The 14,795-nt window shown below is 41.9% G+C and carries 12 protein-coding genes and 2 pseudogenes; 11 read left to right on the forward strand and 3 right to left on the reverse strand.

Annotated elements, in window-relative coordinates:
- Nucleotides 1-8: 8 nt before the first annotated feature.
- A complete protein-coding gene (gene murB / locus C1X04_RS09105) occupies nucleotides 9-1,082 on the forward strand; it encodes a UDP-N-acetylmuramate dehydrogenase (RefSeq protein ID WP_110572457.1) in 1,074 nt (357 codons plus the stop codon).
- Entirely contained in the window at nucleotides 1,079-1,888 is an 810-nt protein-coding gene (gene murI / locus C1X04_RS09110; RefSeq protein ID WP_137169729.1) for a glutamate racemase, read from the forward strand. Before murB ends, murI begins: the two co-directional genes overlap by 4 nt.
- Here the strand turns inward: murI and C1X04_RS09115 are convergent.
- Entirely contained in the window at nucleotides 1,885-3,030 is a 1,146-nt protein-coding gene (locus C1X04_RS09115; RefSeq protein ID WP_110572461.1) for a patatin-like phospholipase family protein, read from the reverse strand. The genes murI and C1X04_RS09115 overlap by 4 nt on opposite strands.
- 254 nt (nucleotides 3,031-3,284) lie before the next feature.
- On the opposite strand from C1X04_RS09115, the gene C1X04_RS09120 reads away from it, so the two are divergent.
- On the forward strand, nucleotides 3,285-4,409 hold the full coding sequence (locus C1X04_RS09120) for a beta-ketoacyl-ACP synthase III (protein ID WP_137169730.1): 1,125 nt from the start codon (nucleotides 3,285-3,287) through the stop codon (nucleotides 4,407-4,409).
- A 115-nt stretch (nucleotides 4,410-4,524) separates the two neighbouring features.
- Nucleotides 4,525-6,168, forward strand: a complete 1,644-nt coding sequence (pgm, locus tag C1X04_RS09125) for a phosphoglucomutase (alpha-D-glucose-1,6-bisphosphate-dependent) (protein ID WP_137169731.1) — start codon at nucleotides 4,525-4,527, stop codon at nucleotides 6,166-6,168.
- An 83-nt stretch (nucleotides 6,169-6,251) separates the two neighbouring features.
- On the opposite strand, the gene C1X04_RS09130 is transcribed toward pgm, so the two are convergent.
- Entirely contained in the window at nucleotides 6,252-6,980 is a 729-nt protein-coding gene (locus C1X04_RS09130) for a spermidine synthase (RefSeq protein ID WP_137169732.1), read from the reverse strand.
- A 70-nt stretch (nucleotides 6,981-7,050) separates the two neighbouring features.
- A complete protein-coding gene (locus C1X04_RS09135) occupies nucleotides 7,051-10,125 on the reverse strand; it encodes an FAD-binding and (Fe-S)-binding domain-containing protein (protein WP_137169733.1) in 3,075 nt (1,024 codons plus the stop codon).
- 146 nt (nucleotides 10,126-10,271) lie between these two features.
- Between C1X04_RS09135 and C1X04_RS09140 the strand changes: the two genes are divergently transcribed.
- The 7 genes and pseudogenes from C1X04_RS09140 to C1X04_RS09180 all read left to right on the forward strand — a co-directional run bounded on the left by C1X04_RS09140 (nucleotide 10,272) and on the right by C1X04_RS09180 (nucleotide 14,781).
- Entirely contained in the window at nucleotides 10,272-10,586 is a 315-nt protein-coding gene (locus tag C1X04_RS09140; protein WP_175404917.1) for a hypothetical protein, read from the forward strand.
- Between the two features lie 275 nt (nucleotides 10,587-10,861).
- The gene (locus C1X04_RS09150; RefSeq protein ID WP_137169734.1) at nucleotides 10,862-11,317 is read left to right on the forward strand and encodes a hypothetical protein; all 456 of its coding nucleotides are present in this window, start codon (nucleotides 10,862-10,864) and stop codon (nucleotides 11,315-11,317) included.
- 249 nt (nucleotides 11,318-11,566) lie between these two features.
- Nucleotides 11,567-11,956, forward strand: coding sequence for a hypothetical protein (locus C1X04_RS09160; protein WP_137169735.1), 390 nt, complete (start codon nucleotides 11,567-11,569; stop codon nucleotides 11,954-11,956).
- A 566-nt stretch (nucleotides 11,957-12,522) separates the two neighbouring features.
- Nucleotides 12,523-12,645 (forward strand): annotated as a pseudogene (locus C1X04_RS18880) (HNH endonuclease signature motif containing protein); the annotation flags it as partial.
- Nucleotides 12,646-12,655: 10 nt separating this feature from the next.
- Nucleotides 12,656-13,039: a hypothetical protein gene (locus C1X04_RS09170; RefSeq protein ID WP_217495011.1), complete on the forward strand. Its 384-nt coding sequence runs from the start codon at nucleotides 12,656-12,658 to the stop codon at nucleotides 13,037-13,039.
- Between the two features lie 220 nt (nucleotides 13,040-13,259).
- Nucleotides 13,260-13,520 (forward strand): annotated as a pseudogene (locus tag C1X04_RS09175) (transposase); the annotation flags it as partial.
- A gap of 331 nt (nucleotides 13,521-13,851) precedes the next feature.
- Nucleotides 13,852-14,781, forward strand: a complete 930-nt coding sequence (locus tag C1X04_RS09180) for a 1-aminocyclopropane-1-carboxylate deaminase/D-cysteine desulfhydrase (RefSeq protein ID WP_137169736.1) — start codon at nucleotides 13,852-13,854, stop codon at nucleotides 14,779-14,781.
- Nucleotides 14,782-14,795: the final 14 nt, after the last annotated feature.

The raw sequence follows: 14,795 nt of genomic DNA on the forward strand, positions 1-14,795 counted from the left end.
ACTAGGCAATGAAAATTCGATTCAACACGGAAGACGACTTTGCTCAGCGCATTGAAGGTTTCATCCAAGAAAATGTTTCTCTAGCTACTTATAATACCTTTCGCTTTGATTACTCTGCAGAATATTTTGCAATTGCCGAGACGTTGGATTCTTTAAGGGATTTACTCGCTTGGGCGAAGCTTAATCATAAAACGGTCACCATGATTGGCGGCGGCAGTAATTTGCTTATTTCAGACCATGTCTTAGGTCTAGTTATCATTAACAAGCTATCGGGCATTAACGTGCGAGAGCATTCAGGTAACCTTGTTAATTTAACGGTTGCTGCTGGTGAAAACTGGCACCAAGTGGTGCAATTTGCCGTAGAGAACGGGTGGTATGGAATTGAGAATCTTGCCTTAATCCCAGGCACAGCAGGAGCCGCGCCAGTACAAAACATCGGAGCTTATGGCGTTGAGATCAAGGATGTTCTTTCTCGTGTTCAAGTGATCAATAAAGACACCGGTGATGTGTATTGGATTAATGGTCGAGACTGCGGGTTTGCATACCGTGATAGCCACTTTAAAGGTCAATGGAAAGATGTGTTGTTGATCACTTCTATTGAGCTTTCATTAAAAAAACAGGCCGATTTTCAATTAGGCTATGGTGGTTTGTCTGACCGAATGGATGGCATACCCGATCTACAATCTGTTTTTAATACGGTGTGCCGTGTTCGTAATGAAAAGCTGCCCGATCCCGCTGTTCTTGCTAACTCTGGAAGCTTTTTTAAAAATCCAATTATTAGCCAGAAACAACATGCAGAATTGAAGTTGCGTTTTCCTGATCTTGTTTCTTTTCCGTTTGAAGAGGGTTTCAAACTGGCCGCTGGTTGGTTAATTGATCGAGCAGGTTGGAAAGGGGCTCATTTCCAAGGGGTTGGAGTCTATGAAAAGCAGGCCTTGGTTTTAGTTAATTATTCTGAAAATGACGCATCAGCCTTGCTAGAGTTAGAAGATAAAATCAAACAATCGGTCTATGAAAAATATGGCGTGTCTTTAGAGCGTGAACCTGTTCAGCTACCTGTTGTGACGGAGATAGTAGAGTGAAGATCGGAGTAATGGACTCTGGTGCCGGCGGTTTGACGATTCTTAATGCCATACATCAAAAGCATCCTAGTCTTGATCTGGTGTATTTGGCTGACGATGCCTTTGCTCCATATGGCAGTAAAAATATTGATCAGTTGCAGGATAGACTGGTCAAAGTGGGTCGTTTCTTTGAGGATGAAAATGTTTGCGCTATTGTGGTTGCTTGTAATACAGCAACCGTTGCCGCCATTGATACGCTTCGAGCAAGTACTTCGTTACCCGTTATTGGTGTCGAGCCTGCTGTAAAACCCGCTTTTCGACTCAGTAAAAAACGTCGTGTTGCTGTATTGGCGACACCCGTTACAGCAAAGAGTCCAAGGCTAAACCAGCTCATCGACCTTTGGAAAGCGGATAGTCATGTCGACATTATGTCGAGTTCCAGTTTGGCTTTCGATATCGATGCCTGGCCAGAAACAGAAGAAAAGGTGAAGGCGACGATTCATGCATTAAGCGAGGATATGCTCGCTGAAAATATAGATACCTTAGTATTGGCATGCACTCATTACCCTTTAGTAAAAGGTTTATTTGAAAAGGCATTAGGTAGCCAGTGTGAAATAATAGAGCCAAGCGAAGGCGTCACAGCACAAGTGGTTCGCCGCCTATTAGAGTCATACCCAATGGAAGCTCAACGTGCATTGGTCACTAGCTCGTCTAACAAAGGCCGTATTGAGTTGTGTTGCACAAAAGAAACGGAAAGCTTTAAGCGTCTAACGCAATGGATTGAAGACGCTGACGCCATTACCCTAAAAAGGGTTGTTAAGCTCTAAGTATCATTTTCTAAAAAAGCGAGAATGCGATCTTTTTCCCACATGGCGTCTTGATAGCCTAAATCCATAAGTGCTTTGCAATACTGGGGGGTAAACAAAAGATAACTCGCTGCAGAACTGATTTTTTCCGAAGTGGATCCGCCAGCGGCTTTTAAAAGCACTCGAATATTCTTTGGCAAGGTTCCTAGATGTTGATGCGCAATAGCATTCAGCTCTTGAGACGGAGAGATTATCAAGGTTTCAGTAGGCAGGTTTTGGTGTTGCGCTTTTTTCTCTTCGGGAAGGTCTCTAATAAGACTGTTCATAATTTCTAGCTGATTAATGTCGTCTTCTAGATTGTCGATAAACGCACTGTTCAATAACTGCCCTAAGATTTGTGCCATGCTTGGGGCGCTTGAATCAACATCAGTGTCAGGTGCTGACCATTTTTTGGCGCTACGATTACCGCTTACACCGATAATAAAAAGCTTATTCGCGCCTAACTTTAAAGCTGGGTAAATCGCTGATTTCTGCCTAATAGCGCCATCACCATAATAATGATTATCTATCTTGTGAGCTGGAAAGATGGTGGGTATCGCGCTGGAGGCTAGGAGATGATCAACTCCCAGGTTAGCAATGACGCCTTTTCGTCTATTGCCTTGCCAAGGATGAATGTCTGGTGCTCCTTGAAAGAAAGTAGTTGATTCACCCGTACTGTAACTCATAGCGGTAATCGCAAGCGCTCTCAACTGTTTATTATCAATTGCATTCGTAACCCTCGAAAAATCGAGATGATTACGTAGCAACTCTTCTAAGGGCAGATTATCCATAAGCGCAATAGAGCGGTCATGATTATGCATATGGAAATATGACATTAGTGTTTTAGTTAAAGAACTCGCAACCGGCCAACGTCCTACGGTATAAATCTGATCAGGTGTTAAATGTCGCCATACAAAGGCAAGGGTCGAAACAGCTTTGGAAAAATTATCGGCATAGGAAGCAAGCATAGTGGCATTAAGCGCGCCAGCAGATGTGCCGCACAAAATAGAAAAGGGGATAGGTGAGTGCTTAGGCAGGATTCGGCCCATCGCAGATAAAACCCCGACCTGATAGGCCGCACGAGCCCCACCACCGGACAAAATCAATGCATTATTATTGTTCATAAAAGCTCACTTTTTCAATCCTGATTAAGCAACAAATTTACTCCATAATGAATCATTTTCTCCTATTAAAACAACTACTCATTTAAGAAAAAGGATGGCTAATGCCATTAGAAGTATCACGTTAGATATTACCAGAAAACATAATAAAACCAGTTTGTTATTACAATTTGTGGACTGTTCTAACGTTGTGGTTCACAATCTAACTTAACGCTTAATAATCACTTTATAGTAAAAATAATAAAAAGGTAAATTCCATGAATTCTTCCGTTGTCATTAGCGGAGTCGGTCTATGGACTCCAGCAAACAGTATCAGCAATGAAGAGCTCGTAGAGAGCTACAACGCTTGGGCTGAGAATTATAATGCTAAAAACTCAGCGTCCATTGAAAAAGGGGAAATGGAAGCGAAACCTCTTTCAAGCGCTGCTTTTATCGAAAAGGCTTCTGGCATTAAAAGTCGTTATATTTATTCAAAAGAGGGTGCGTTAGATATTAATCGTATGCGGCCCACGCTAGAAGCTAGAACTGACGATCAAATATCCCACCAAGCAGAAATGGCGATTGCTGCGGCCAATAAAGCCTTAAAAGCAGCCAACAAAAAAGCCAGTGATATTGATATGGTGATCGTTTCTTGTGCTTATACTCAGCGATCTTATCCTGCTATTGCTATTGAAGTGCAAGGGGCGTTGGGTATAGAAGGTTTTGGTTTTGACATGCTTGTCGCGTGCTCGGCTGCAACGTTTGGTTTGCAGCGGGCTGTTGATGCCGTAAAAGCAGGATCGTCAAAAGGGGTTCTGGTGATCAATCCAGAATTAACTTCTCCCCAAGTAAATTACATGGATCGGGATTCTCACTTTATCTTTGGTGATGTTGCCACTGCCATTGTTGTTGAAAGTAGCGATTCCTGTCAGTCAGCCCATTCCTTCGATGTGCTAAGCACCAAGTGCATTACATCATACTCAAACAATATTCGTTCTAACTTTGGCTATACGTCTCGGGTCACAGATGAAGACCCTTATTCTGCCGACATGCTATTCCATCAAAATGGTCGCAAAGTTTTTAAAGAAGTCTGTCCCATGGCCGCAGATCACATTGAGAACCATTTGAAAAGCCAAGGCATTCAGGTGTCAGAGTTAAAACGTTGGTGGTTACATCAAGCCAATATCAACATGAATCTGTTAATCAGCAAACGCTTGTTAGGGCGTGATGCAACACTTGAAGAGGCGCCGGTGGTGCTTGATGAGTATGCCAATACAGCTTCTGCTGGCTCTATTATTGCTTTCGCCAAATACCATGAAGATTTGACTGTTGGCGATATTGGTGTGATTTGTTCTTTTGGTGCTGGTTATTCAATAGGCAGTTTGATACTTCGTAAACGTTAATTGCTTATTCTTTTATCTTGCTTGAATAACTTGCTCAGTTAAGTCATTGAAACAGACCTGATTATAAGGGAGACTAATCATATTAGTTTCAATGACTTAATAGGGCATTTTAAATATGGCAATTCATCCTCAAGCAGGGCAGCTTGCTTCTCACGATATCCTTGTAAACATTCCAGAGCTGATGTCAGCTTATTACACAAAAAAGCCACGCGTAATCACTCATCCAGATGAGCGTGTAAGCTTTGGCACATCAGGTCATCGTGGTAGTGCTTTATTAACCAGTTTTAACGAAAGTCATATCCTAGCCATTGCTCAGGCAATTGCGGAATATCGCTTGTCCAAAAACATTACTGGTCCATTGTATTTAGGTAAGGATACACACGCCTTATCGGAAGCCGCTTTTCAAACAACAGTGAGCGTGCTCACGGCCAATGGGGTTCGTGTACGAACTCAATTAAACGGTGGCTACACGCCAACACCCGTTATTTCTCACGCTGTGCTAACCCACAACAAAACAGAAGTTGATGTTAGCGATGGTATTGTTATTACACCCTCCCACAATCCACCAGAAGATGGTGGTATTAAATATAACTCCAGTAAAGGCGGCCCGGCAGACAAAGACATTACTGATTGGGTTGCGAAAAGAGCAAACTCATTACTAGAAGCCAATCTTGAAGGCGTAAAATGCTTATCGCCAGATGAAGTCGAATTAAGTGGATTGATTGAACCTTTTGATTTCATAAGTCACTACGTTAATGACTTAGAAAATGTGATTGATATGAAAGCCATCGCAGAAAAGAAAATTCGAATTGGTGTTGATCCAATGGGCGGCTCAGGCATTCATTATTGGGAACCTATTGCGAAAAAATATGGCTTGGATATTACTGTGGTAAATAATGAAGTGGATCCTACATTTCGCTTTGTTCCACGTGATAAAGATGGTCGTATCCGTATGGACTGCTCTTCGCCTTATTCAATGCAGGGTTTGTTAAAGCTCAAAGACGATTTTGATATCGCCGTTGGCAATGATCCAGATTATGACCGTCATGGCATTGTGTGTGCTGATTTTGGCCTGATGAATCCTAATGCCTACCTAGCCGTGGCAATTGAATACTTGTCTCAGCATAGAACGCAGTGGCCACAAGATATTCAATTTGGCAAAACCCTTGTCTCTAGTGGCATGATCGATCGCGTTGTCGCAGGTCTTGGACGTAAACTTTGCGAAGTGCCTGTTGGCTTTAAATGGTATGTTGAAGGCTTGTATGAAGGCTCTATGGCATTTGGTGGAGAAGAAAGCGCTGGCGCCTCTTTTCTGCGTAAAGACGCAAGTGTTTGGTCAACGGATAAAGACGGCTTCATAATGGCACTGCTTGCTGCTGAGATTCTAGCGGTAACAGGCAAAGACCCTCAGACACTTTCTGAAGCGCAAGTAGAAAAGTATGGTAAGCCTTATTACAAGCGTATTGACGTTGTCGCAACATCCGCACAAAAAGCCTTGTTAGGGGCTTTAGATAGCAAAGATATTACACAAACAGAGTTAGCTGGTGAAAAAATTCTTTCAGTGCTAACTAAAGCGCCAGGCAATAATGCTGCCATTGGTGGATTAAAAGTTTCCACAGAAAACGGTTGGTTCGCAGCGCGACCATCGGGTACAGAAAACGTTTATAAAATCTATTTAGAGAGCTTTGTTTCAGAAGAGCATCTTGCTGAGCTTGAAAGCGAGGCGAAAGCCTTGGTAGATAGTGTGCTTGATAACTAAAGAAACACTTTGAATAGGTTAAAACCAATGAAAACGCTGCCTTTCTTGTTAAAAAAGAGAGGCAGCGTTTTTTTTGAAGTGAATTAAATCTCCGACAATCTAGACAGCCATTTTCCTAATTGGAAACCCATTTTATCGCTGAGCTTTTGTGCGGCGGCTTTCAGTTCTTTGGCGTTATTATGGTTCACTCTTTTGCCAGCGATAATCACCCAATTACCACTTCCTGTATCCAAGGCTCTGACATCGTTAAAGTGTTGTTTAATGACAGCAGTCAGGTCATGGTTATTCTTTTGATCAATCCAGCAATTCAGGGCTAACCATCCATCCTCTTTGATGTTTTTGGCGCAGTTCTCAATGAAGCTTGTCTGAAGAACGTCACGATCCATTCCTTGCGTGTTATAAAGATCCGTCATCAATAAATCGACCTTTTTAGGCAATCCTTCAGCCATGTAGCCAATGGCGTTGGCAACCTCTAAGTTGATTCGCTTGCCTTTTGGCAGTTTAAAATACATTTCAGCCGCGTCCATCACTTCTTGACGTAATTCGACAGCAGTTAAATGAATAGCGGGAACCGTATGGTGAAGCGCATTAAGTAAAGTGCCACCGCCAAGCCCTAAAATGCACACTCGTTTTGGCTCGCAAAACAATAGAGGTAGCATCATGGCTTGAGTGTATTCGTGTTGTAAAACATGTGGCGTTGAAAGACGAATACGACTTTGCTCATCACCTTCTGCAAAAGACAGAATGCGGTATTGGCCGTCATCAAAAACCCGAATAGGGCCAAGTTCGTCGGCACTGTCATGTATTAACATAGTGTTCCTTTAAATATAAATAGTTAAGGCTCGTATTTCAGAGCCTTAATGATGGTGATGCAGTGATTGCTTAATCGGTTCGCGCTTCTCTTAGATGTTTCAAGATGGCTTGCACTGGATGAGGAATGGCAACGTCATCAAACCGTTTTGCTTGGCTACGGCAAGAGTAGCCTGTAGCTACTAGTTTTCCGGCTAACTCTGGATCCGTCACTTTTTCTTTCCAAGACAAATCATAAATGGTTTTGGACGTTTCTTTATTCGCGGTTTCGTGACCATAGGTTCCCGCCATGCCACAGCAACCGACGTTTTCGACTTTCAGTTCTAGACCTAAAATACTGTAGACCTTTTGCCAGTCTTGAATAGACGCCGCCGCATTGGTTTTTTCTGTGCAGTGGGTCATTAGGTGGTAAGTCGAATTATCACACATTAAAGGTTGTTTAATCAGGTGAGCACTTTTCTTCGTCAACCATTCTTGCAGCAACTGGATGTTAGGTATTTGTCTAGTATCGCCAAAGGCTTTGGTATATTCCGAACGATAAGTCAGCGTCATCGAAGGATCAATGCCGATAAATGGCAAGCCATAGAATGCCAAGCTTTGCAGCATGTCTAAGTTCTTACGCGCCGTGCGATTAAAGGCTTTCATGAAGCCGTGTACATGCAAGGGTTTTCCGTTAGGCATGTAGGGCGCTAGGTAGGCTTGGAAGCCAAGACGGCTTAGGGTTTCCATCGTGTCTAATACCAGCTCCGTTTCAAAGTAGCTGGTAAACGCATCTTGAACCACAATAACAGCACGGGTTCTGTCTTTTGGGCTTAGGGATTCGATTGCTAATGGTGTTGCCAAACGAATACCACGACGGGACATTTCTTTCTTTAGGTTGAGCGCGCTCAATTTTGGATTGTCAGCCAAGCCTAGGTATTTGCTACAGAAGTGATTAACCCAACGACGTCGAATGAGCCAATTGTATGGCTGAGGAAATACTGCCAACGTTGGCATGATGAATTCTAACGACCCAATCAGGTAATCTTTGGCAGGTCGTAAATAACGGCTGTAATACAGCTCCAAAAATTTCGCTCTGAATTCTGGTACATCAACTTTAATTGGGCACTGTCCGACACAAGATTTACACGCCAAGCAGCCCATCATAGATTCATGCACTTCATTGGAAAAGTCGTAGTCGCCGCGACGTTTTGCTAGTGTGTTTTTAAGCTTTGGAAAAAAGCTAAAAAGAAAATTACTGTTTTTTGCGTCTTTGCTTGCTTTAACCGTGTCCACGCCTTGTTGACTCATTCCACGTAGCCATTCACGCATTAAAGAGGCGCGTCCTTTTGGCGAATGACGACGATCTCGCGTACCTTTCCAGGAAGGGCACATGGCATCATTTGGGTCAAAGTTGTAGCAGGCACCGTTGCCATTACAGTACATACCTTCCTGAAATTGGTCACGATTATGCAATGGAATTTGACGGTCAAATTGACCTCGTAATGGAACGGCATCTATTTTTAATAAATCTACGCCGAGTTCAAATGGCGTTGCGATTTTACCGGGATTTAACTGGTTTCTTGGATCAAAAGCGCCTTTTATTTGCTGGATACTCGGATAAAGTTCGCCAAAAAAAGCAGGAGAATATTCAGAGCGAACGCCTTTGCCATGCTCACCCCACAACAAACCATTGTATTTCTGGGTAAGTGCAACGACCTTATCTGTGATCTCTCGGATCATGGGTTCTTGGGCTTCGTCTTTGAGGTCAAGTGCAGAGCGAACATGAAGAACACCCGCATCAACATGACCGAACATGCCATACTGAACATTATAGCTATCAAGAACGGCACGAAACTCCATTATAAAATCAGCAAGATTCTCAGGCGGTACGGCTGTGTCTTCAACGAATGGAATAGGGCGACTTTCCCCCTTTGCGTTTCCTAATAACCCAACGGATTTTTTACGCATTGCCCAGAGCTTGTTAACGTTATCGTGTCCCATGGCGATGGTGTAACCCAACGCACTGCTTCCGCCTTGTTCCGCTAAAGCATCTAATTTGTCGGTCAGTATTTTGATTTTATCGGCAACGTCTTGTTCGTCATTTCCAGTGTATTCGACAAGGTTAATCCCTTGGATGTCTTCTACTGCTTTTTCTGGAAAAAACTCAGCTACAGAGTTCCAAATAATATCGCCTTTCGCGAGTCCGAGAACTTTCGAATCAACGGTTTCGATGGAGGTTGGCTTGGCGGCCAGTAGCTCACGAGCATGACGCAGGGATCCTTCGAAGCTGTCATAACGAATATTGACTAAAGCGGCATAAGTTGGAATCGGTAAAAGGTTAACTTTCGCTTCAACAATAAAGCCTAGCGTGCCTTCTGAGCCACAAAGCACCGAGTTCATATTGAATTGTCCGTCTTCGGTGCGAATATGAGCCAAGTCGTAGCCCGTTAGACAGCGGTTAAGTGCAGGGAAGGTGTCTTTGATTTCTTGAGCTTTACTTTTTTGAATACGATCGACAACACGGTGTGCATGAGCGGAATAGTCACTGCCGCTTTGTATATCGTCCAGTGTTTTATCATCAATGGGTGCAGAATCTAATAGATGGCCATCTAACAGCACGGTTCTTAGTTCAAGAACGTGATCGCGTGTTTTTCCATACATAACCGAACCTTGTCCGCTGGCGTCGGTATTAATCATGCCGCCAATAGTCGCTCGGTTGCTGGTCGATAACTCTGGCGCGAAGAATAAGCCGTGAGGTTTAATCGCTTTATTAAGCTGATCTTTTACTACGCCGGCTTCGACACGAGCCCAACCTTCCTCAGCGTTAATTTCCAGTATTCGATTCATGTGCTTGGATAAATCGATCACCAAACCATCGGTTAACGACTGGCCGTTAGTGCCCGTGCCGCCACCACGAGGACTTAACACCACATCGTTGAACTCTTCTTGATTAGAAAGTTGAGCCAACAGTTGAATATCTTGTACGTTCTTAGGAAAGATAACCCCTTGAGGTAAGACCTGATAAATAGAGTTGTCAGTTGAAAGAACCACACGGTTGGCGTAATCAGGATTGGTATCTCCTGAGAATCCTGAAGCTTTCAGGCGCTCAATGAAAGAAAGGTATTTGGCCTGAATGGGCGAGACTTCAGAAAGCTTTGGAATCATGTTTCATCTCCACAATTGGTGAGTGCGAGGATTTTAACAAACAAATGTCAACGAGAGTGGTTTTTCTCATTTTAAAAAGTGTGTGATCGCGAATGAAAAACACATGTTATGATGAAAACATGTATTTTTTGTAACTGAGTATATTTGTGTCTTGTATCCAACCAATCGCCTTTGGGCCAGATTTCCTTCTATCAAATGAATTTAAGGATTCTAAGATTAAATACGAGTTAGATATCTACCGCGGCGATCTTGAACATCCGAATGCACCGGGAAATAAGTGGCATAAGCTTCAGCATCATATTGAGGCTGCCAAAAAACAAAACGCATCCGTTATTGCGACATTTGGTGGGCCGTTTTCAAATCATCTTCATGCCTTTGGTGCTACGCTCAAGGATTTGCCGTTTAGAGCGGTGGCTGTCGTACGGGGCGAACTTCAGCCTAATTTAATAGGACACGCATAATTTAAGAAGCCAGTAAAACCAAGGGTTTAACGTGGGTGTCTCGTAAAGCGGTACTTCTAAAGAAGATGCTGCAAGGTTAGGTTATAAAAACCGTATTCCACTACAAAAAACAGGGTTTGATACACATGGTTAACCCGCATACAGTGATGGTAAAAAGTATATATCACCAGGCGTAGATGGACATAATGGGACTGATAATTGGAAGTCTTTCGATAGGAAAGGAAATAGAACTGGCACTTGGAATAATGATTTAACTGTTAGAATTAAGGACTAATATGCGCACTTTTTCTTTAGAACTAAATAATGAGGTTGTGGTATCACATGGAGAGGAAGTTTTATTTGGAGAAATTAATATTCATTCTTTTTCTGAAAAAATTCGCTCTCCTATTTCCTATTGGAATAGAAAGAGGTATTTATCTCAATGGAGGTTTGGGCTTAATGAAATAATTTCTGGAAATAAAAAGTCAGCAATAGTTACTTCAATGTATGATCCAATTAATGCAAATTTCATTGTTATATGGCCATTATATCTGATAGAGGAAGATGTATTTATACAAAATCGTATTTTATTTATGGAGGATTTAAAAGAACCATTTAATGAAAGTAAAATGTCAGCTTATATTGATGATAGAGAAACAGTTAATGAGGATGGTGAGGCTATTTCTGAGTGGAAGGTAAGTATTTCTGATATACATAAAGTATTGAATAGCCTAAATTCAGATAAAATTTAATAGAAATTAAAAGATTGTCCTGTCCACACTATCCATATGCTATCTAATAAAGCACTGGCTTAAAGAATACACCTGAAGGCTTTACGCGGCATCACCATCTGGAATCTGGATTGATGCAACTTATTCCTAGTGTAGCAATTTAAAAGGACACGCATGTTAATAAGCTAGTGAAATCAAGGGGTTTAACGTGGGTGTCTCGTAAAGCGGCTATAACAACATCACCAACATTGATATAAGAGTTGCTAAACCATGAGTAGTAAATATGTAATAGGTTTACGGCATAGGCCAAACCCTAATGATGATATTAGTATTAGGCACAAGCGATTTATAAGTAGACAATCAGAAGTTTCTAAAATATGGGCAATACCTGATGCGGGAGTTATTGATCTTCCTGAAATTACAGGAGAATTAGTATCTGTGGTAGATTTAAATTATCTCACAGAAGAGAGACTAGATGGGCAAATAGTATACTCTCATAGAGATGAAAAATATTTAACAGATAATGCCCAGTATGATGATCATGTCTCTATTGAGTTTGATCCTGACAAAATTAATTACTCTGATCTTGTTTTAAATGTTTTCCCAATATTTGTTACTGCATTTGAGAGTTATCGTGCGACTATTTATGAGAGAAAATAGCAAGGTCGGATTTTAGGGAAATTATTAAAATATGTAGCAACAGCGGAAAGGATGTTAATGGTAGAGATGGTGTCTATAGAATAAACGCTATTAACTATTTTGATCGAGAGCTTTGTTGGCGTGCTTTTAATTTGTCGCCAGAAAAAATTATCGACCGCTTGGAAGGTAAGGTGGAATCTGTTTCTTCACTAAATGATGGCGTGTTACTAATTTATAGCTCTAAGTTTTTAGATCATGATGATCTTGAAAAAATAGACTCAGAAATTAGGCCATTATTGATATGAGTCTATTTAATAAGGCATCCAAACGATAGCTAATTTAACAGGACTCGCATGTTAGCAATTTAACAGGACACGCATGTTAATAAGCTTGTGAAATCAAGGGGTTTAACGTGGGTGTCTCGTAAAGTGCAATAAATAGCACAGGGGGCAGTGAGATCGTTGTGCAAGGACCAACGATAGCAATTTAACAGGACACGCATGTTAATAAGCTAGTGAAATCAAGGGGTTTAACGTGGGTGTCTCGTAAAGCGCCCGAATAATCAATGTGCAACTGGCTGCGGCACAGAAATCGATTCATCAAATTCTGCTGGCCACCATAAAAAGCGTCATGCGGATGGTGGTCCTACAAGCTCAGAGAATCATGCTGAAGTATGTAAAGAGTGTCATAAAGAATTGCATTCAAAGTGAGGTTTTATAAATGACTAATACAGTACCGGTCTTAAAAGATGAAGATAATCAAACTCCAGTTCCCACTGTTTGGAGAAACACTTTTAGATTAATTGCTGAAGCTTTAAAGGAAGGAGATTTTAAGCTCAACCTGAGAGTGAGCGATGCACGATCTATTTCTGCAAAAGATGCGGCGATAATTACTGCCAATATACGCGACTATGGCGATCAATTAATTGATCTACCTGATGATACATGGAGTACATCTGTTTGCCAATGGATGCTGGATTATTGGGAAGTCTATATAGATTTATTTACAGCTAATGAAGGTGCAAGCGACTTAGTGTTAGCAGTACGCGTTTATGAGGATGGTACATCTTATATTTATGAAGTGCAGTCGGTACATGTTCCATAATTTTCAAATTAGCCCCGCAATGCGGGGCTAATTATTTACACGGAATTTAATAGGACACGCATGTTAAGAAGTCAGTTATACCAAGGTATTGAATAAAGAATTAACAGGACATGTATTAACAGGATATGCATCTCAAGAACCTAGTATTTACAAGGCCTCTAGCTTTTTCTTGACCATATTTCAATGTACAGTATATTTTCTCAAGGAAGAGAGGTTGGATATGCCGAGGTCTAGGAAAGAACAAGTCAGTTTAGAAGATACTCCTTATTATCATTGTGTGGCTCGTTGTGTTCGACGGGCTTTTTTATGCGGTGATGATCCTGCCACAGGAAACAGCTATGAGCATCGCCGTGGCTGGATAGAGAAGAGGTTACTTTTTTTAGCGTCTGTCTTTTCTATCGATATATGTGCTTGTGCTGTGATGAGCAATCATCTTCATGTTGTTTTGCATGTGGATGCAGAGAAATCAAAATCATGGTCAACACTAGAGAATTTAACAGGACACGCATGTTAAGAAGCCCGTAAAATCAAGGTTTTTAACGTGGGTGTCTCGTAAAAATCGATAAACTCACTAGAGTTGGTGGCTAGGTTTTCACCTTCCAGACCTGAAATGGCTTAACATGCGGGCGAATAAAATAGATCCGGTATCACCCTCCATTCAGAGGAACACTAGCTTATTATCCACCCCCAATTATTGGTTGAATGACAGCGGAAAACTAGCCAAACCATTAAAGCTTATGCTTAAGGTAATGAAATCTTAACTCCCTAATATGTTAGTATAAGCAGAATTTAACATTCTAAAGGCCCGCTTCGTGTCATTGATTTATTCGCTTGTTCTGCCTTGTTCAAACGCTATTGAAGACTATAAGCTCGATATCTACCGCGGCGATCTTGAACACCCGAATGCACCGGGAAATAAATGGCATAAACTGCAACATCACCTAAAAGCCGCAGAACAACAAAACGCTTCTGTCATCGCTACGTTTGGTGGGCCGTTTTCAAATCACCTTCATGCCTTTGGTGCTACGCTCAAGGATTTGCCGTTTAGAGCGGTGGCTGTCGTACGGGGCGAACTTCAGCCTAAACTCACTCCCACATTAAAAGATATGGTGAGCGATGGTGTTGAGTTGTGGCCTTCGACAAGAGCCGATTATCGACTTGGTATGGACGCTCAAATAGTTGATGAGATAAACCGTTATTATGGAAATGTTTACTGGATTCCAGAAGGTGGCGGCGGGAAGCTTGGTGCTATGGGTTGCCGAGATTGGGCGACTGATATTAACGCAATCGATGGTAAATATGATGCATGGGTTGTGTCTTCAGGTACTGGCACAACTGCTGCAGGTATGTTAGCAAGTCACCAAACACCAGACTTACATGTGTTTAGTGCGCTTAAGGGTGAGCCCGCTCAGCGGGATTTGATTTTAGAGTTAGCCAGTCAGCTAGCTGATGCGTCAATCTCAAAAGAGTGCTTAGATTCAAAATTGTTCTTCCATTTCGATTGCCACGAAGGTGGTTACGCCAAACAAAGCCCAGCATTAATTGGCTTTATGAGAGAATTCGCGAAAGCCAATCCCAACCATCCACTTGACCCGGTTTATACAAGTAAAAGCATGTATGCCACCTTGAAAGCGATAAAAGAGGGCGTGTGGCCATATCGTCGTACATTATTTATCCATACAGGCGGTTTACAAGGCTGGCGAGGATATTCAAAAGATACTAATCCCTACTGGTGTTCTTAACGAGATGGCGATAG

This window comes from Marinomonas sp. FW-1 (genome assembly GCF_005222245.1).
Classification (GTDB): Bacteria; Pseudomonadota; Gammaproteobacteria; order Pseudomonadales; family Marinomonadaceae; genus Marinomonas; species Marinomonas alcarazii.

Bases quoted from the DNA above. Each gene is read 5' to 3' on its own strand.
- C1X04_RS09150 (WP_137169734.1), top strand. From the start codon at position 10,862: ATGCGCACTTTTTCTTTAGAACTAAATAATGAGGTTGTGGTATCACAT.
- C1X04_RS09170 (WP_217495011.1), top strand. From the start codon at position 12,656: ATGACTAATACAGTACCGGTCTTAAAAGATGAAGATAATCAAACTCCA.
- C1X04_RS09120 (WP_137169730.1), top strand. From the start codon at position 3,285: ATGAATTCTTCCGTTGTCATTAGCGGAGTCGGTCTATGGACTCCAGCA.
- C1X04_RS09115 (WP_110572461.1), bottom strand. From the start codon at position 3,030: ATGAACAATAATAATGCATTGATTTTGTCCGGTGGTGGGGCTCGTGCG.
- C1X04_RS09130 (WP_137169732.1), bottom strand. From the start codon at position 6,980: ATGTTAATACATGACAGTGCCGACGAACTTGGCCCTATTCGGGTTTTT.
- murB (WP_110572457.1), top strand. From the start codon at position 9: ATGAAAATTCGATTCAACACGGAAGACGACTTTGCTCAGCGCATTGAA.
- C1X04_RS09160 (WP_137169735.1), top strand. From the start codon at position 11,567: ATGAGTAGTAAATATGTAATAGGTTTACGGCATAGGCCAAACCCTAAT.
- pgm (WP_137169731.1), top strand. From the start codon at position 4,525: ATGGCAATTCATCCTCAAGCAGGGCAGCTTGCTTCTCACGATATCCTT.
- C1X04_RS09135 (WP_137169733.1), bottom strand. From the start codon at position 10,125: ATGATTCCAAAGCTTTCTGAAGTCTCGCCCATTCAGGCCAAATACCTT.